Origin of the sequence: Synechococcus sp. F70.1 (genome assembly GCF_047502745.1) — a bacterium.
Lineage (GTDB): Bacteria > Cyanobacteriota > Cyanobacteriia > Thermostichales > Thermostichaceae > Thermostichus.
On sequence record NZ_JANSJL010000024.1, the window covers coordinates 20960 to 37900 of the forward strand.

The following is a 16941-nucleotide window of genomic DNA, read 5'->3' on the forward strand; positions in this document are numbered from 1 at the left end:
GCTGCAACTGCTCCAGGAGGGAAAACCGCTGGCAGGGCTCTTAGGGAAGCTATCAGAAGCTATTATCAATTACAGAACTTATTGACGGTCACGGCCGCGTTGCCTAGGAGTGGAGGGGCAGGGTCATGGTCTATACGGAAGAAGCTTTCAAGGCGGAGCTAAACGCGAGGGGCTGGCGAGCCACTCGGCAACGGGAGATTATCCTACAGACCTTTCAAAACCTACCCGAGGGGACTCACCTGAGTGCCGAGGAGCTGCACAAGAAGTTGCAGGAAGAAGGCCATAAAGTTAGCCTCTCCACTATCTACCGCACTGTCAAGCTAATGACACGCATGGGCATTTTGCGGGAGCTGGAGCTGACGGAAGGTCACAAACACTACGAGATCAACCATCCGGCTCCCCGCCACCACCACCATTTGGTTTGCATTAAAACCAACAAGGTCATTGAGTTTAAAAACAATGCCATCCTCAGCATCAGCCAAAAGGTGGCGGAAAAATACGGCTTTAAGCTGCTCGATTGCCAGCTCACCATCATTGGCATTAGCCCCGAGGGACAGCGCTCGATTGTGTAGCCAAAAACTTCTAAGGCTGAGCTTTGCTTAGGTTGCTCTCCGACCTAGTGGAGCAGTGCTGCCGCTGGGAGGGGGATAAGCCACCTGTTGTTACCAACTCAGCCCGTTAGCCTTGGCCGTGGACACCGTCTGCAAGCTCAAACTGGGCACTTCAGTAGATCGTGGCGCCAGTGCCGGCGACCCAAGGCCAAACCGCCCTGGCAGCATTGCTCCTACCGGGTGCAGGGGAAGAGCCCAGCTATCAAGCTCCTTTCCAGCGGCAAACACAACCCACCGCTAGTGATCCTCTAGACCTAGGACAAGCGGACACTGGTTGAGATCTTGCGGTACAAGCCGCACGCTGTGTAGCACAGCAAGTAGGCGAAGAATCCCCGCCCTTCAGGGCTGAGGAGAACGTCAACCCCCTACTGCGGGAGATGACTATGAACGAGCAGGAAGTGGCGCACTGGCTGGAGAGGGCCCTGGCCGATCTGCGCCTGAGAGTCCAAGTCAAGGCCCAGCCCCTCCAAGACAGCCCTGGGGACTATGCTTTGGTGGTCATGCTCAATCGCCCTGCCAATGCTGCCCTCAACTACGAGCAGCTAACCGCTTGGTTCCGGAAGGCTGTAGCTAGCCGCTACCCCCAAGTCAAGCGCTTAGCTCTCTACAGTCGCCCTATGGGTCAGCAGCAGGCTGACTGGAAGACGCAGGTGAGACTGGGGCCGGGGCTAACCACAGAAGGGACTCTGCAGCCAGATCTCAGCCACTACTGCTTTGTCCTAGACCGCCAGTTGCTTACTGCCGACCTGCCCCAACCCTCCAGCGTGGTGCGCCAGGCAGTCTTGGGTTTTCACGGCCTCACTTCTGGGCAAAAAGAGGAGGTGCTGCCCCTACTGCCCACCTTGTTTCGCAACCCCAGCGCTGTCTCCACGGTGACGCTGTCAGTGGAAGCATCTCTGTGGCTGGAACCTCTGAAAAGTCTTAGCCCCTATGAGCTGCGCCTGCTGAGCATTTGGCTAAGCCGCTACTGTTTCAGCCCTAGCCGCACCTTGGCTGATTTGGATCCCGCCGCCTCAGGCTGCAAAACCGGCCAGGCAAAACGCAACTATCGCGCTCCCCAAGGGGGGGTGGCGCTGGTTTTGGCCAGCTTTGCCGGCAACCTGACAGTGGCCGCAGGCCTGACCCTAGGCCTATTGTTTGGCATGGTGTTTGTGCTGGCCCTGGCTGTTTTCGGCACCCTGGAAGGAGGGATCTCTTTCGGCTCTTTCCTTCTCGCCGTTTTGCTTGCCCTGGCCTTCAACGCCCTAGTCTTCTTTTTGTCCCCCTGGGTGATGGACTGGATCCAGCAGAGCCTCTACGGCACCCAGTGGGTGAGCTTGGGGGAAATTGAGCGCCGCAGCCCCGAAAGCGCGGAGGTGATTGAACGCGTCTGCCGGCAGCACAAGCTAAAGCAGCCGAAGCTGGGTCTGATCCCCGATCAAAACCCCACCGCCTTCACCTATGGCAGCCTGCCCAATAACGCCCGCATTGTTGTCAGCGAGGGCCTATTTACCTACCTGGAAGATGAAGAGGTGGCCACGGTCTATGCCCACGAGCTGGGGCATGTTATCCACTGGGATTTCGCTGTCATGACCCTAGCTTCCACGCTATTGCAGCTCCTCTACCTTCTCTATGTCTATGTGCGCGATCGCGGGAGCAGTGAGGGCCGTAACCGCAGAGGGGGGAAAAACCTGGCTTTCCTGGCGCTGGTGGCCTACCTCTTCTACGTGGCTGGCTCCTATTTGGTGCTGTATCTGTCGCGGGTGCGGGAGTACTTTGCCGATTACTTTGCTGCCGAAACCACCGGCAACCCCAATGCCCTTGCACGGGCTCTGGTGAAAATTGCCTTTGGCATTGTCCAGAAGGGAGAGCGGGAGCAGGACGAGGAAACTCGTCGGCGCAGCACCCGCCTGTTGGAGGGGATGCGGGCCTTGGGGATCTACGACGCCAAGGCAGCAGGGACGGTGGGGACAGCCTACCGGGTGGCCGCGGATCCCAGCCAAGTGGGCAGGGTGTTTTTGTGGGATCTGTTTAACCCTTGGGCCTGGTGGATGGAGCTGAACTCCACCCATCCCCTCACCGGCAAGCGGGTGCGGGCGCTAGCCACCTATGCCGAGCAACTGGATCTGCCGGTGGAATTCGACATAGCCAGCGTGGTGGCCCAAGGCAAGCAGCTCAACCGCCAGCAGCTCTATGGCAGTTTCCTCCTGGACATGCTGCTGTTGAATGCCGAGTGGCTGGGAGCAATCTTGGGAATGGGGCTTGGGATCCCAGCTCTACAGGCAGGATCTTACGGCATGTTTGCCGGCCTGGTCCTGGCGGGAGCCAGCTTGGGCCTGCTGCTGAAGATGCCAGTGATGTACCCCAGCTTGGAGAACCCGCCGGCGTTGACGGTGTTGAAGGCGCTGAGCAACCCCTACACCAGCCCCTTGCGCGGGTTGCCAATGCAGTTGCAGGGGCGGGTAATTGGGCGGGGGAATCCGGGCTATCGCCTTGGCGCCGACCTCAAGTTCCAGGATGAGACGGGGATGATGTTCTTGCGCTACGCTTCCCGCTTTGGGCCACTGGGCAACTTCCTGTTTGGGGCCAGGCAGGCCGCAGGGCTGATCGGCAAAGAGGGAACAGTGGTCGGGTGGTTCCCTATCTGGATCTGTCCCGCTTCCAGAGCCGCTATGGCGAAGTGGTGACCAGCCACCCTCCTTTTGGGCAGGCGGTGCAGGTGGCACTGGGCTTGCTTGGTGCCCTGCTGTTGATGGCCTTTTCCCCTTTCTAGGGGGCCTGCTCAGGAGGCAGTCGCTTGCTCACCGGTAGCACGGGCGTAGTCGTCGCTGAAGCGGACAATGTCGTCTTCGCCCAGGTACTGGCCGTTTTGCACCTCGATGATCACCAACGGGATGACACCGGGGTTTTCCAGGCGGTGCTTGGTGCAGGGGGGCACGTAGGTAGACTGGTTGGTGGTGATCAGCCGCTCTTCGTTGCCGCAGGTTACTTTGGCGGTGCCGGCAACGACGATCCAGTGTTCGCTGCGGTGGTAGTGCATCTGCAAGCTAAGACGACGCTTGGGCAGCACCACAATCCGCTTGATTTTGTAGCCAGGGCCCTCGTCCAGCACCGTAAAGCTGCCCCAGGGGCGAGTTTCCGTATTGCTCTCGAGGAGCTTGTGAAAAACTTCAGCCGAGAAGGTGGCTGGCAGTTTTTCCTCTGAGGGCAGGGGGGAATTAGGGGTTTCTAGCATAGGCTGCTCTCCTGGGCGCCCTGCCTTCAGCTTATCCTACGGAGCTGGAAAGTAGCCCAACTCCCCTCAAGTCTTGTGGGATCATGGAGAAGTCTCCTCATCTTGCTCCTCCATGCGTTCCTACCCGGTTCACATCCACGACCGCCAGAAAGACGCCCACTATCTCATCCAGGTGCCCGCCGACCAATATATCCTGGAGGCTGCCGAAGCCCAAGGGATCCAGCTTCCCTTTGCCTGTCGCAACGGTGCCTGCACCACCTGTGCGGTGCGGATCCGGCGGGGATCCCTCTACCAGCCGGAGGCAATGGGGATCTCGCGGGAGCTGAAGGAGCAGGGCTACGGGCTGCTGTGCGTGGGCTATGCCCGCTCCGAGCTGTGGGTGGAAACCCAAGACGAAGACGAGGTCTACGAGCTGCAGTTTGGCCGCTACTTTGGCCAGGGGCGGGTACGAGCGGGGATCCCCATCGACGATGAGTAATTTCTCTGCCTCAGTTGCCTCTAAAGACCTGTTGCCGGATCCCCGGCCTTCGCAGCCTCAGGGCTGGCTGTTGGGGTCGGCGGCGCTGATCCCGGTGAACCTGGCCCCTAGTCTGTTGCTGGCGGTGGTGGGGACGGTGCAGAGCTATGGCCGCTGCTGGGAGCAGATCCGGCGGGATCCCCTGTTGGGCTTGGCGGGCCTGCTGAGCGCGGCGGCAGTGGCAACGGCGCTGCTGGGGGAGGACTGGCGGCTGAGCTTGCCGGGGATGTTTAACTACTGGCCCTTTCTGCTGATGCTGCCGGCCTTTGGGGCAGCGCTGGCCGATCCTGAAAGTCGCCGGCGCCTAGCGCAGGTGTTGGTGCTGGGCAGTGGGCTGATGCTGCTGTTGGGCTGGGGAGAGGTCCTGTGGGGGTGGCAGGGCCATCTCTTCTTGGGGCCGCTCTGGATTACGGGAGTGGCTGGCGGGGAGCGACCGGCAGCGGCCTTTACCTCCCCCAACCTCCTGGCCATTTACCTAGTGATCCACCTGTGCTTGGCGGCAGGGCTGTGGGGGGTAACTCGATCCCGCCTCACCCGAGCAGGGCTAGTGGCGATGCTGGGGCTGGGATCTCTGCTATTGCTGCTGACAGCCTCCCGCAGCGGCTGGGGGGCAGGGGGATTGGCTCTACTCATTGGGTTGGTGCTGCGGCGCTGTTGGTGGGGGATCGCCCTCTTGGCCGGCCTGGGGCTAGCCAGCTTGGCGGCGGCTTTGGATTGGCCCGGCTGGCGGGCAGTTGTGCCTTCGTTGATTTGGAGCCGTCTGGCGGACACCTGGGATCCCCAGGCCCCCCACTTTAGCTCAACCGCCAACCGCCTCGATGCCTGGCGCTTTGCCCTGCAGATGGTGCGGGAGCGGCCCCTGACCGGCTGGGGCTGGCAGAGCTTTCCCGAGCTCTACAATGCCCAGGACCCGCCCGAGCTCCTGGGCCACTGCCACAACTTGTACTTGCACTTGGCGGCGGAAGGCGGGATCCCTCTGCTGCTGGGCTATCTGGCCTTGTGGGGCTGGATCTTGGCGCGGGGCTGGCGAGCCTGGCGTTGTTCCCAGGACGGGCTCCTTCTGGGCATGGTGCTGGCCCTAACAGCGTTTTTTGCTGCCGGGATAGTGGACGTGGTGATCTTGGATGGCCGCCTTCACCTGTTGATGACCTTGCTTTTGGGGGCCGTTTGGGGATCCAGCCTCGATCCGCTCCGCGGCAAGCAAAATAGGGTTCCAGCGGATCCCTTCCCAAGCCAGGTGTCCCAGCCAATGCCACAATAGAGTTTCGTCCTTGCGTTTTCTGGGATTACTCTGTTTATTCTGTCTCGGTTGCCAGATTTTCTTGCGTATCGATTGGATTGTCTCACCCACGATTGACTCACATCCCCCCTCATCAAATCTCCCCTTTTCCTCGGAGAGAGGGGATGGGAGGTGAGAGCCTGCCTCTCCAGAAGGGGAGTAAAAAGCTGTTGCTAACCCATTTCCGAAAAAGTTCAGTGGTATCTGGAGTGCCCCACCTTCTTCCATGGAGCAGTCAATCCCCTTGCTGGCCCCTGATCCCATCAAGCCAGGGGATCTCCTCTCCCTGGAGATCACAGACCTAACTCCCGAAGGAGATGGCATTGCCCACACGCTTGGCTACGGGCGGGGGCGGGTGGTGTTTGTAGCCCAAGGCGTGCCCGGGGATCGGGTGGTGGCCCAGGTTCTCGAGATCAAGCGCAACTACCTGGTCGGGCGAATTCGTTCGCTCGTTACTCCCTCGCCGCACCGAGTGCGTCCAGCCTGCATTGTTGCCGACAAGTGCGGTGGCTGCCAGTGGCAGCACGTCAGCTACGAGCAGCAGTTGGCCACCAAGCAGCAAATTCTCCGCAACGCGCTAGAGCGGATTGGCGGCCTTTCCTTGCCGGAGCCCGTCCCCATTTTGGGATCCCCGCAGCCGCTGCGCTACCGCAACAAGGTCACCTACCCCATTGCCAAAGCAGAGGGCCAGCCGCTGCGCATGGGCTACTACCGACGGGGCAGCCACCGCTTGGTAAACCTCAACCAGTGCCCTGTCCAGGACGAGCGACTGGATGTGTTCCTGAGGGAAATCAAGCGGGATCTGCAGGAAACCGGCTGGAGTGTGTACGACGAAAGCCGCCACCAAGGCCAGTTGCGCCATCTGGGCCTGCGCATTGGCCGCCGCACCCGCGAGGTGCTTCTCACTCTAGTGAGTTGCAGCCGCGACCTACCTCACCTGGAAAGGTGGGCCAAACGCTGGATGCAGCGCTACCCCGACTTGGTGGGGGTCTGCCTCAACCTCAACCCAGCCCGCACCAACGTCATCTTTGGCCAGCAAACGGAGGTCATTGCTGGACGGGGATCCCTGCGGGAAGAACTGGCCGGTCTTTCCTTTTGGATTGATAGCACCTCCTTCTTCCAGGTCAACACAGAGCAGGCGGAGGCCTTTTTTACCTGGATAGTGGATCAGCTCCATCTGCGCGGCGAGGAGACCGTTCTAGATGCCTACTGTGGCATCGGCACCCTAACCCTGCTCTTGGCCCAGCGGGCCAAACGGGCGATGGGAGTGGAAGTCCTGCCCGCGGCGGTGGCCCAGGCCCGCTACAATGCTCAGTTCAACGGCATCACTTCGGCCCAGTTTTTCCAGGGCGCAGTAGAAGCGGTTTTGCCGACTCTGCCTCCTGCCGATGTTGTGGTGTTGGATCCGCCGCGGCGGGGCTGCGAGCGGCAGGTGCTTGAGATCCTAAAGCAGCAACGGCCCCGGCAGATCGTTTACATTAGCTGTCATCCTGCCACCTTGGCGCGCGACCTGCAAATCCTCATGGCCGAGGGATCCTACCGCCTAACCCAATGGCGAGCTGCTGACTTCTTTCCCCAAACAGGCCATGTAGAGGGAGTGGTCTTTTTGGAACGGGTCTGAGGAACCTTGCCCAGCTTGCCGCGGAGCTGCCCTCTGGGTAGGCGCACTAGCTGGAGGCGACAAATGCTAACGTCAAAGTAAAGCTTCGCAACGGACTTTTTCCCTCCCACTCTCAATGCTTAGAGCTGGAATTGTCGGCCTGCCCAATGTGGGCAAATCGACTCTATTCAACGCTCTCTGCGAAAATGCCAAAGCGGAGGCGGCCAACTTTCCTTTCTGTACCATCGAGCCCAACATCGGACGGGTGGCCGTGCCAGACGAGCGCCTGGAGGTGCTGGCTAAGATCAGTGGCTCGGCGGCCATTGTCCCCGCCCAAATCGAGTTTGTCGATATTGCCGGGCTGGTGGCTGGTGCCAGCAAGGGGGAGGGCTTGGGCAACCAATTTCTCTCCCACATCCGCCAGGTGGACGCCATCGTGCATGTGGTGCGCTGCTTTAAAGACGAGAACATTGTCCACGTGGCTGGCTCGGTGGATCCCGTGCGAGACATAGGGGTGATTAACCTAGAGCTGGCCCTGGCCGATCTGGCCCAGATTGAGCGACGCTTGGAACGGGTGCGCAAGCAGGCCAAATCCGACAAAACGGCTCAAGTAGAGCTGCAGGCCCTGGAGAAGCTGCAGGCTGCTCTGGACGAGGGCAAGCCGGCTCGCCTGGTGCCCCTTAGCGCAGAGGAGGAGGTCGCCATCAAAGGGCTGGGGCTGCTCACCCGCAAGAAGGTGATCTACGCCGCCAACGTGGCAGAAACGGAGCTAGCCACTGGCAACGACTGGGTAGAGCAGGTGCGGCAAGTGGCCCAGGCAGAGGAGGCGCGTGTGGTGGTGGTCTCGGCCCAGGTGGAGGCGGAATTGGTGGAGTTGCCGCCTGAAGAGCGACAGGCTTATCTAGAGTCGCTGGGGGTGAAAGAAGGGGGGCTGAAATCCTTGATCCGCGCCACCTACGAGCTGTTGGGCCTGCGCACCTACTTTACCTCTGGTCCCAAAGAAACCCGCGCCTGGACAATCCCTGCCGGTGCCACTGCTCCCCAGGCGGCGGGGGTCATTCACTCGGATTTTGAGCGGGGCTTTATCCGGGCGGAAACGATAGCGTATGAGGATCTAGTGGCAGCGGGATCCCTGAGTGCTGCCCGAGAAAAGGGCTTGGTGCGCAGCGAGGGCAGAGACTACGTGGTTCAGGAAGGAGATGTAATGCTCTTCCGCTTCCATGTCTAGGGGCCCTTTCCTGAGAAAGCCGTTGACGCTGTAACGAAACATCACAATAATTGGACTAGATAAACAATTGCTTTAAGGGACGCATTGATGGACCTGCTGCAATACGGGCCAATGGCCTGGGTTTACCTGGCAATTTTTGCTTCCATCATCTGGTGCATCTGGGGTCGTTCGGAAGACGACATTATGTTCTAGCTCAAGCGGGAGGGATTCCTCTGCTGAAGCTACCCTTTGGCTGGCAGGGGATCCCTCCTTGTCAACCTCAGGTGATGTCTCCCCTCAATCCCCCTACTAGGACGGATACACCCAGATGCCGTGCCACTCCAAGCAGTCTGCGTCCCAACAGAGCAAGGGAATTCAGCTAGGCTCGCACTTCCTCCCTCTTGGGCAGCCGCTCTGACAGCGAAGTAGCTTACAAGAGTTATGGGCGTTACTAGCTTGATCTCCCGGCGTCCCCTGCCTAGAGCGGAACGGACAGAGGAGGGGTACCGTCTTTCTTGGCGGGGAGTGGCGGTGATGGGGGTACTCAATGTAACCCCCGATAGCTTCAGCGACGGCGGCCAGTGGGGATCCGTGGAGGCAGCCGTGCAAGCGGCTAAGGCCATGGCAGCAGCGGGAGCTCTGATTGTGGATATCGGCGGCGAGTCTACCCGGCCGGGGGCGGAGCCGGTGCCGGTAGAGGTGGAGTGCGACCGGGTTTTGCCTGTAATTCGGGCTCTAGAAGGATCCGGAATTCTCCTCAGCGTCGATACACGGCGAACAGAGGTGGCTGCTGCTGCTCTGGCAGCGGGGGCACACATCATCAACGATGTCACCGGGCTGCGGGATCCACAGATGATGCAGGTGTGTGCCGAGAAGGGGGTGCCAGCGGTCATCATGCACATGCGGGGAGAGCCGCGCACCATGCAGCAGCTCACCGACTACGACGACCTTGAGGGAGAAGTTTTTGGTTTTCTCAAGGACCAAGCGGAGCGGGCTCTGGCAGCCGGTGTGCCCAGTGTCATTTTGGATCCTGGCCTGGGCTTTGCCAAAACCGCTGAGCAGAACATTGCCCTCCTCAGAGCCCTGCCGCGGCTAGTGGCCTATGGCTACCCCGTTTTGGTGGGAGCCTCGCGCAAAAGTTTTGTCGGCCAGCTTTCCGGCATTGCTGTGCCCAAAGAGCGGGATAGCGCCAGCGTAGCCGTGCACCTCTTTGCCGCCAGCCGGGGCGCTACCCTGGTGCGGGCGCACAACGTCCCCGCCCATGTCTCCGCTCTAGCGGCTTGGGAAGGGCTGCACTGTGAGCCAAACTAGGCTGGTGCTGCGGGGTCTTAGCTTCCATGCCCACCACGGCTATCGTCCTGAGGAGGCCCTGTTGGGGGCGCGCTTTGTGGTGGATGTGGAGCTGCAGCTTGCCTTGGTTCCCCAAGAGGATGACTTGGCCCACACCGTGGACTACGCCCAGGTGTACGAGGCAGTGCGAGAAGAGGTGACCCAGCAGCGCTACCGGTTGATTGAGACGTTGGCAGACCGGATTGCCGAGCGGCTGTGGCAGAGCTATCCCCAGGTGGAAGCCCTGACGGTGCGGGTGCACAAGCCGCAAGCCCCCCTGCCAGGGCTGTTTGACGATGTGTACGTGGAGATCGTCTGCCGTCGCTCCACCCCTCCATGAAGCCTGACCTGGCCTACATAGCTCTGGGGAGCAACCTCGGGGATCCGCTGCAGCAGTTGCGCACGGCCATGCAGAAGTTGCCGCGTCTGGGAGAGGTGGTGGCCCGCTCCAGCCTCTACCGCAGCCCCGCCCAAGGAGGGCCGCCGGGCCAGCCCGACTACCTCAATGCCGTGGTGGCCCTGGATCCCTTTCCGCCTTACCAATCCCCCCTAGAGTTGCTCAGGGCGCTGCTGGCCATCGAGCAGGAAGCAGGGCGGGTGCGGCGCATACACTGGGAGGCCAGAACGCTGGACTTGGATCTGCTGGCCATGGGCAATTGGATTCTCAACAGCCCCGCCCTGACCCTGCCCCACCCTCGCATGATGGAGCGCCCCTTCGTCCTGGCCCCCCTGTGCGAAATCGATCCCCACTGGCGCCACCCGGAAACCGGCATAGCCGCAGCCGAGGCGCTGGCTGCCCTGGATAGCTCCTGGCTCGAGCGCACCGACCTAGGCTGGGACTAAAGCTCTACAGTGCAGCCGCCATTTTGGCTGCCAGATCCACCAGCCGCGAGGCGTAGCCGTATTCGTTGTCGTACCAGGAGAGCACCTTCACGGTGCGATCCCCTAGCGTCATCGTCGACTCCAGATCCACAATTGAAGAGTGGGGATCGCCGATGATATCTGCCGAGACAATGTGCGGCGGGGCAATGGCCAGGATCCCGCGCATCGGCCCCTCCGCAGCCTCGACAAAAGCTTGGTTAACCGCCTCTTTGGTAATGGGCCGCTCAGTGCGCACCACAAAGTCCACGATCGAGCCGGTTAGGGTGGGCACCCGCAGTGCCAGGCCGTCCATCTTCCCTTTCAGGGCAGGCAAGACCTCGGCAACTGCCGTAGCTGCCCCTGTTGTGGAAGGCACAATCGACACCGCCGCCGAGCGGCCCCGGCGATAGTCCTTGGGATCCGGGCGATCCACAATGGCCTGGGTGGCGGTGTAGGCATGGCACGTGGTGAGAAAGCCCGTCTCGATGCCAAAGCGATCCAGCAAGACCTTGGCCAGCGGCGCCAGACAGTTGGTGGTACAGGAGGCGTTGGAGACAATGTGATGCCGCTCGGGGTCGTACTGGTCGTCGTTGACCCCTATCACCACTGTTAGGTCGGCACCCTTGGCAGGAGCAGAGATGATCACCTTTTTGGCGCCAGCCTCCAGGTGCTTGGCTGCTCCCTCCCGCTTGGTAAACAGGCCAGTGGACTCTATGACCAGTTCGACGCCCAGATCTTTCCAGGGCAGTTGCGCCGGATCCCGTTCTGCCAGAACTCGGATCTTGTGGCTGCCGACGTGCAGGTGGCCATCGGCAACGCTCACCGTCTGGGGCAGGCGGCCGTAGGCAGAGTCAAATTGGAGTAGGTAAGCCAGATTTTCCGGCTCGGTTAGGTCGTTAACCGCTACCACCTCCAGCCCCCGCTCTGGCTGGGAGAGCAGCGCTCGCAAAAACGAGCGGCCAATGCGACCAAATCCATTGATGGCTACCCGTGTGGTCATAGCAATCCTCCAGTAGCAGTCTAGGACGACGGGTTGGGGGCTGTAGCGCAGGAGACGCCAGTCCCCTAGAGATAGAGTGACACTCCCAGCCGCCGGAAGGGGAGGCTTAGTATGGCCGGCTTCTTGCAAGGCTCTAAGGCAGGGTTGCAGCAGGAGGCTGACCCGGGAATCTAGGGTCGGACTTCCCTGGCCGGGCGACTAGTTCTTCCCCCCAGACCCTTTGAGACGCAAGTTGATAACCGCGTTGCTTTCGGGTACGTTAGGTGCAAGCGCTCCCGAAACTGGGAACACAAGTCCCGAGTCCCATCTCTATGTGAAGGAAGGAAAGCGGGAGAAGTTATTTCCCAGCCAAAGAGCGGCAACTTTTCCAGAGAGGTTGGCAGCGGCCTTAAGCCTTTATAAGACTTTCTTAAGCCTTTATAAGACTTTTAAGACAACGAAAACAACGGCGAGGGGATCCCGCCCATGGAAGCACGCAAACCTCTGAAGAAGTTGGAAAATCAGATGGAGCGGGCTGTTCTGGAGATGGTGAACGAGCTGCTGCTCATGGAAAGCCAGCAGCGCTACTGCTTGTGCGAAAGATTCTGTCACGATGCCGCTGCGCTGGCCCTCAACAACCTCCAGCCCCGCTACACTACTAGTTTTGAAGGCTCTATATACACCCTAGAGGCTATCCAGGCGGATCAGGAGTTGCAGAGGCAAATTCGCCTGGAAGTGACCAAGGCCATGGAGCGGGTGGCGGCCAATCCTCTCTGTCCAGAACCTGACTGTCCCCTGCGGCTGCGCAACGCCAAGACGGTAGAGTTAGAGCTAGCCCACAGCAATCCTGAACAAGAAAGCTGAAGGGATGGACTCCATCGTCTCGTCTGCGCCAGTGGCTTTTCTAGGCCCTGCCGGAACCTATACGGAGTTGGCTGCCCTGCTGGCCTGTCCCGAGCAGCCCCACCTCCACAGCCAGGGATCCCACCCCTTGGTGCCCTACCCCACCATTAGCGCCTGCTTGGAAGCGGTGGCTGCCGGCGAGCAGGCCTGGGCAGTGGTGCCGGTAGAAAACTCCGTCGAGGGCGGCGTCTCGATGACCCTAGATGCCCTCTGGCAACTGGAAGGGCTAAGCATTCGCCAGGCGCTCATCCTGCCAATTCGCCATGCCCTCATCAGCTGTGCCTCCCGGCTAGAGCAGATTGAGCAGGTCTATTCCCACCCGCAAGCTTTGGCCCAATGTCAGGCTTGGTTGCGATCCCACCTGCCGCAGGCCACCTTGATCCCAACCCGCTCCACCACCGAAGAACTGGAGCGGCTGCAAAGCCAGCCCAAAGCTGCTGTCATTGCCTCAGAGCGGGCTGCAGAGCTTTACCAACTGCCGGTCTTGGCCTGCCCAATCAACGACCACCCGGACAATTCCACCCGCTTTTGGGTGGTGGGCCGCTGCGGATCTTCACCGGGGGGATCCCACACTTCCCTGGCCTTTAGCCTGCCCCACAATGTGCCAGGAGCGCTGCTGAAGCCGCTGCAAGTTTTTGCCGAGCGGGGCCTGAACATGTCGCGCATCGAGTCCCGCCCCACCAAGAAATCGGCGGGAACCTACGTCTTCTTTGTCGATCTGGAAAACCCGGTCGGCCAACCCTATCTGCCTGATGAGGTCATTGCGGCCTTGGAGGCCATTGCCGAGATCCTCAAACTTTTTGGCAGCTACCCTGTCCATGACCTCAGCAAGCAGAACTACAGGGATCTGCTTGGCCAAGGCAACCTGATTTATTTGTAGCTTTGCCAGGCCTGCCAAAAAACGTAGAGAGAAACCAGGGCCAGAAAGCTGCGCAACAGTAGCCTGACCACTGCCTCGGGCAATCTGGGCAAGAGGCGGGTGCTGACCTGAACGCCGGCTAATCCCCCCATCCCCAAGATGAGGCCGGGAATCCAGAGCACGTTCTGGCGGAGGGTGCCCTCCCCAAAGCCAAGGGCGTTCGCCATCCAATCGCCCAGGCCAGCATGGCCGAAGGTGGCAGCAGCGGCTGTAATCCCAATCACTCCCAAGCTGGTTTGGATGGCCACCTTGAGGGCTTCCCCCAACAGCAGGATCTGCAGCGGTACCAGGATAATGCCACCGCCAATGCCGAAAAGCCCCGCCAACAAGCCGGCAGCGCCCCCGGTCAGGATGCGGGCCAGCCAGGGAGGCATCGGGATCCTAATAGCAGAGCGGTTGCCGAGTTTCCCTGCATCGGGGGACTTCGTCCTGCCGGCCGCAGCACCTGGCCTCCCCAACCCTTGGGCGTGGGCGACCGCGGTTTTGCCCAGCTCCACCAGGTAAATGTTCGCTAGCAACAGCACCCCAAAGGCCGCTAGTAACAGATAGCCGGGCAGGTGACTGGCAAGGATTGCCCCCCCTTGGGCTGTGAACAGAGCCGGGATCCCCAGCAGAATTACCCGCTTGGGATCCAGCATTCCCCTGCGCCAGTTTTGGAAGCTGCCTGCTAGGGAGGTGAGGAGCATGGAAAAGTTGCTCGTGGCAACCGCCTGCAGCGGCGGGATCCCCAAGCTGACCTGCAAGGGCACCAGGATCGTGCCGCCGCCGATACCCAAAAGGCCGGCCAAGATCCCTGTTGCCACGCCGCCTATTGCCAAAGCTAGATTTTTTCCTACCAAGGCTTTGGCTCTCCTCCCCTAGGGAGCTACGGCAAGAAACTGCAGCGAGGCTTGGCTTCGCGCCAGGCACAGCCATCTAGAGCAATCCGCTCCACCTCTGAGGCCAGCTTTAGGGCCTTTAGGGCCTGCTCCCCGCCCACCGAAGGCTGGCTGCCGCCCCGCACACAGTTGATGAAATGCTCTAGCTCGGCATGCAGCTTATCAATAGGTTCGATATAAACCTTCTCGATAAGGCCCTCCCGCGGGTAAGGCACTTGGCCGTACTCGTGGCTACTGCTGCCTCCCTGGCGGTAAATCGAGATCTCGTTGTGGAGAAAATCGGCTTCCACGAGGGCATTTTTGCAGTGGACGGCGATGGTGCGCACCTTGCGGTGGGTAACCTTGCTGGCGGTGAGGGTGGCGATGGCGCCGTTGGCAAAGGTGAGGGTGGCTGTGACGTAGTCGAGATAGCCTAAGTTGGAGGCGCGGTTGCCGCTGGCAGTAATCTGGGTTACAGGGGAAGGGATCAGCTCCAGCAACAGGTCGATGTCGTGGATCATCAGGTCAAACACCACCGACACGTCGCTGGCCCGGTCGGAATAGGGGCTGAGTCGGTGGGCCTCAAAAGCCAGCGGCTCTTCGCGCTGCAAAACTTGCCCCAGCCTTTGAAAGACGGGGCTAAAGCGCTCGATGTGTCCCACCTGCAGAATACAATTGCAGTCGGCGGCGCGGTTGACCAGGGATTCTGCCTCGGCAATACTGGCGGCAATGGGCTTTTCAATGAGCACGTGTACCCCCGCCTCCAGGCAGGCCATACCCACCTCGTGGTGAAGAACGGTGGGAACAGCGATGGCCACGGCGGCCACGTGGGGCAGCAGCTCCCGGTAGTCTTCGTAGAAGTGGACTCGATAGCGGCTGGCTACATCCAGGCCCCGCTCCACGTTGATGTCGGCCACGCCCACCACTTGCACGTCCTTCATCAGGCTAAAGACGCGAGCATGGTGCTGGCCCATGTTGCCGACCCCGATGACGCCGACAGGAACCGGCTGGCCAGGGTAACGGCGGGGAGAGTTGGCAGGACGCGGGCAGGATCGAGCCATAGGTTACCACTACCTCCACCACAAGCGCTTAACAAACTACACCCCGCCTTCCGGCAAGGAAGCCCAGCTTCTCCTAGACAAACTGCCCAAAGCTTACCATGCCCCCCTCAAATCCAGTTCAAGCCAGGAACAGGCGGCAGGCGTAGGGGTGCTCGCTCGCAGGCCTGGGGGCTAAAGCAGAAGAGCGGTGTCGGGGTGGGGCGGAACCACATGCGCGCATAAAACTGGTCTGGCCTGAGGGGAAGGCCAAACCAAACAGGGAAGAAGAAGAGAAAAGACGCCAAAACCAAGCTCACCGCCATCCAGCTCACCCGCCGCCAGAAGCGACGGTAGTGCCGCCAGCCCAGCAGCACCAGCCAGGCCAGGGCCAGGGTGCTGAATGCCAGAGCACTCATGTAGTGGTAGATGAAGACGCAGCGGCTGACGAGGAACCAGGGCAGGTAGTTGGCCGCGTAGCCAATTAAGATAAAGGCTTCCAGGCCGTGGAAGCGGCGGATCCCGCGCCAGACCAGCACCAGGATCGAGCCTGTCCCCAGCCACCACAGCCAGGGATTGCCCAGGCCATGGACTGCTCGCCACAGGTTGCCCTGGCTGCTGAAGTAGTAGCCCACCGGGCGGCCCATAATTGGCCAAGACCAGGCCCCCGCCGAGGCCAAGGGGGTGGTCAGCCAAGGTCGTAGCGCTGGGAACCAGGCCACCAGGGAGCGCAAGCTGGTGGAGCAATAGGGGTGAACGGGGGTGTTTTCATCGACCACAAGATCAGCATGCAGGTGCCCGCTGTAAACCGCCTGATTGATGAGCACTAGAGAGCGAAAGTAGTTCTGGATCCCAGTCCAGCTCCAATCCAGCGTCAGCCCCTGCTGCGGGTTGAGCTGCAGGTGTGGGATCCACTGAAGGGCATAAAAGGCCAGCGGCGCAAGGCCAAAGCAAAAGGCATAGTGCCACCAGCGCAGGTGGCGGATCTGGCTCAAGATCCCTAGCCTTGGGAGCCACTGCGGGCGCAGCCAGACCACCCCCCAGACCAGGATCCCCAGGAGGGCAAACATGAAAGCAAACCAGAGGCCATTCCACTTTACAGAAGCCGCCGCCCCCAGGAGGATGCCGGAGCCGGTGAGGTGAAGAGTCCGCTGCCAACCGCGGCGTTCCAGCCCGCTTAGGAGCAAAATCAAGGCCGCCAGGCCAAAGGCAACCAGGTACACGTTAATCAGGCCAAAGCGGGACTCCACCAGAAACACCCCGTCCGTGAGCAGCAGAGCCCCGCTCAAGAGGGCAAAGCCCACGTGGTAGGTAAGGCGATAGGCCAAGCCAGCCAGCAAAAGCGGAATCAAGGACCCACACAAGGCGGTAGCTAGGCGAAAGCCCCACTCGTTGCGGCCAAAGAGTTGGATGCTGAGAGCGATGAAGTACTTCCCCAGGGGCGGATGTACGTCGTAGAAGGGCTTCCCGTCGAGGTAATTTTGGGCAAACTGAGGGAAATACACCTCGTCGAACACCGGCGCCGGCAACTCGGCCAGTCGCCATAGGCGCAGCCCCAGGCTCATCAGAAAGATCCCAAGCGCTCCCCCCAGCAGCCAGCGGCGCTCTCCTGCGGACCCAATTGCAGC

At 60.7% G+C, this 16941-nt stretch carries 16 protein-coding genes; 11 read left to right on the plus strand and 5 right to left on the minus strand.

Features of this window, described 5'->3' with window-relative positions; all coding sequences use genetic code 11:
* Nucleotides 1–125 precede the first annotated feature (125 nt).
* Together NW860_RS01445 and NW860_RS01450 are read left to right on the plus strand one after the other, a co-directional pair.
* Nucleotides 126–572, plus strand: coding sequence for a Fur family transcriptional regulator (locus tag NW860_RS01445; RefSeq protein ID WP_414395828.1), 447 nt, complete (start codon nucleotides 126–128; stop codon nucleotides 570–572).
* 422 nt (nucleotides 573–994) lie between these two features.
* Entirely contained in the window at nucleotides 995–3277 is a 2283-nt protein-coding gene (locus NW860_RS01450) for a M48 family metalloprotease (protein WP_414511992.1), read from the plus strand.
* A 95-nt stretch (nucleotides 3278–3372) separates the two neighbouring features.
* Here the strand turns inward: NW860_RS01450 and NW860_RS01455 are convergent, their stop codons facing one another.
* Entirely contained in the window at nucleotides 3373–3825 is a 453-nt protein-coding gene (locus NW860_RS01455; RefSeq protein WP_414410425.1) for a phosphomannose isomerase type II C-terminal cupin domain, read from the minus strand.
* Between the two features lie 112 nt (nucleotides 3826–3937).
* Between NW860_RS01455 and NW860_RS01460 the strand changes: the two genes are divergently transcribed.
* From NW860_RS01460 to folK, 7 genes are all read left to right on the plus strand, one after another.
* On the plus strand, nucleotides 3938–4303 hold the full coding sequence (locus tag NW860_RS01460; RefSeq protein ID WP_414395836.1) for a 2Fe-2S iron-sulfur cluster-binding protein: 366 nt from the start codon (nucleotides 3938–3940) through the stop codon (nucleotides 4301–4303).
* Nucleotides 4296–5603 carry an O-antigen ligase family protein gene (locus NW860_RS01465; protein WP_414511993.1) on the plus strand — a complete coding sequence of 436 codons (1308 nt, stop codon included), beginning with the start codon at nucleotides 4296–4298 and terminating at the stop codon, nucleotides 5601–5603. Before NW860_RS01460 ends, NW860_RS01465 begins: the two co-directional genes overlap by 8 nt.
* A 244-nt stretch (nucleotides 5604–5847) precedes the next feature.
* Nucleotides 5848–7242, plus strand: coding sequence for a 23S rRNA (uracil(1939)-C(5))-methyltransferase RlmD (gene rlmD / locus NW860_RS01470; protein WP_414395840.1), 1395 nt, complete (start codon nucleotides 5848–5850; stop codon nucleotides 7240–7242).
* 115 nt (nucleotides 7243–7357) lie between these two features.
* Entirely contained in the window at nucleotides 7358–8449 is a 1092-nt protein-coding gene (gene ychF, locus NW860_RS01475) for a redox-regulated ATPase YchF (RefSeq protein WP_414410427.1), read from the plus strand.
* A gap of 420 nt (nucleotides 8450–8869) precedes the next feature.
* Entirely contained in the window at nucleotides 8870–9739 is an 870-nt protein-coding gene (gene folP, locus NW860_RS01480) for a dihydropteroate synthase (protein WP_414511994.1), read from the plus strand.
* The gene (folB, locus tag NW860_RS01485; protein ID WP_414511995.1) at nucleotides 9726–10097 is read left to right on the plus strand and encodes a dihydroneopterin aldolase; all 372 of its coding nucleotides are present in this window, start codon (nucleotides 9726–9728) and stop codon (nucleotides 10095–10097) included. The genes folP and folB overlap by 14 nt, the downstream gene beginning before the upstream one ends.
* Nucleotides 10094–10600 carry a 2-amino-4-hydroxy-6-hydroxymethyldihydropteridine diphosphokinase gene (folK, locus tag NW860_RS01490; protein WP_414511996.1) on the plus strand — a complete coding sequence of 169 codons (507 nt, stop codon included), beginning with the start codon at nucleotides 10094–10096 and terminating at the stop codon, nucleotides 10598–10600. The genes folB and folK overlap by 4 nt, the downstream gene beginning before the upstream one ends.
* Nucleotides 10601–10604: 4 nt before the next feature.
* On the opposite strand, the gene gap is transcribed toward folK, so the two are convergent.
* A complete protein-coding gene (gene gap, locus NW860_RS01495; protein WP_414395850.1) occupies nucleotides 10605–11618 on the minus strand; it encodes a type I glyceraldehyde-3-phosphate dehydrogenase in 1014 nt (337 codons plus the stop codon).
* A gap of 465 nt (nucleotides 11619–12083) precedes the next feature.
* Between gap and NW860_RS01500 the strand changes: the two genes are divergently transcribed.
* Complete coding sequence (locus NW860_RS01500; RefSeq protein WP_414425428.1) at nucleotides 12084–12461, plus strand: late competence development ComFB family protein; 378 nt, start codon at nucleotides 12084–12086, stop codon at nucleotides 12459–12461.
* A 4-nt stretch (nucleotides 12462–12465) separates the two neighbouring features.
* Nucleotides 12466–13380: a prephenate dehydratase gene (gene pheA / locus NW860_RS01505; protein WP_414511997.1), complete on the plus strand. Its 915-nt coding sequence runs from the start codon at nucleotides 12466–12468 to the stop codon at nucleotides 13378–13380.
* Here the strand turns inward: pheA and NW860_RS01510 are convergent.
* The 3 genes from NW860_RS01510 to NW860_RS01520 form a co-directional block, all read right to left on the minus strand.
* Nucleotides 13371–14222, minus strand: coding sequence for a sulfite exporter TauE/SafE family protein (locus NW860_RS01510; RefSeq protein WP_414511998.1), 852 nt, complete (start codon nucleotides 14220–14222; stop codon nucleotides 13371–13373). The two genes, pheA and NW860_RS01510, sit on opposite strands and share 10 nt — an antisense overlap.
* Before the next feature lie 62 nt (nucleotides 14223–14284).
* Complete coding sequence (locus tag NW860_RS01515) at nucleotides 14285–15337, minus strand: Gfo/Idh/MocA family oxidoreductase (protein WP_414411639.1); 1053 nt, start codon at nucleotides 15335–15337, stop codon at nucleotides 14285–14287.
* A 107-nt stretch (nucleotides 15338–15444) separates the two neighbouring features.
* On the minus strand, nucleotides 15445–16941 hold a 1497-nt coding region (locus NW860_RS01520), incomplete at its 5' end, for a phospholipid carrier-dependent glycosyltransferase (protein WP_414511999.1).

Bases quoted from the DNA above. Each gene is read 5' to 3' on its own strand.
- NW860_RS01445 (WP_414395828.1), top strand. From the start codon at position 126: ATGGTCTATACGGAAGAAGCTTTCAAGGCGGAGCTAAACGCGAGGGGC.
- NW860_RS01450 (WP_414511992.1), top strand. From the start codon at position 995: ATGAACGAGCAGGAAGTGGCGCACTGGCTGGAGAGGGCCCTGGCCGAT.
- NW860_RS01455 (WP_414410425.1), bottom strand. From the start codon at position 3,825: ATGCTAGAAACCCCTAATTCCCCCCTGCCCTCAGAGGAAAAACTGCCA.
- NW860_RS01460 (WP_414395836.1), top strand. From the start codon at position 3,938: ATGCGTTCCTACCCGGTTCACATCCACGACCGCCAGAAAGACGCCCAC.
- NW860_RS01465 (WP_414511993.1), top strand. From the start codon at position 4,296: ATGAGTAATTTCTCTGCCTCAGTTGCCTCTAAAGACCTGTTGCCGGAT.
- rlmD (WP_414395840.1), top strand. From the start codon at position 5,848: ATGGAGCAGTCAATCCCCTTGCTGGCCCCTGATCCCATCAAGCCAGGG.
- ychF (WP_414410427.1), top strand. From the start codon at position 7,358: ATGCTTAGAGCTGGAATTGTCGGCCTGCCCAATGTGGGCAAATCGACT.
- folP (WP_414511994.1), top strand. From the start codon at position 8,870: ATGGGCGTTACTAGCTTGATCTCCCGGCGTCCCCTGCCTAGAGCGGAA.
- folK (WP_414511996.1), top strand. From the start codon at position 10,094: ATGAAGCCTGACCTGGCCTACATAGCTCTGGGGAGCAACCTCGGGGAT.
- gap (WP_414395850.1), bottom strand. From the start codon at position 11,618: ATGACCACACGGGTAGCCATCAATGGATTTGGTCGCATTGGCCGCTCG.
- NW860_RS01500 (WP_414425428.1), top strand. From the start codon at position 12,084: ATGGAAGCACGCAAACCTCTGAAGAAGTTGGAAAATCAGATGGAGCGG.
- pheA (WP_414511997.1), top strand. From the start codon at position 12,466: ATGGACTCCATCGTCTCGTCTGCGCCAGTGGCTTTTCTAGGCCCTGCC.
- NW860_RS01515 (WP_414411639.1), bottom strand. From the start codon at position 15,337: ATGGCTCGATCCTGCCCGCGTCCTGCCAACTCTCCCCGCCGTTACCCT.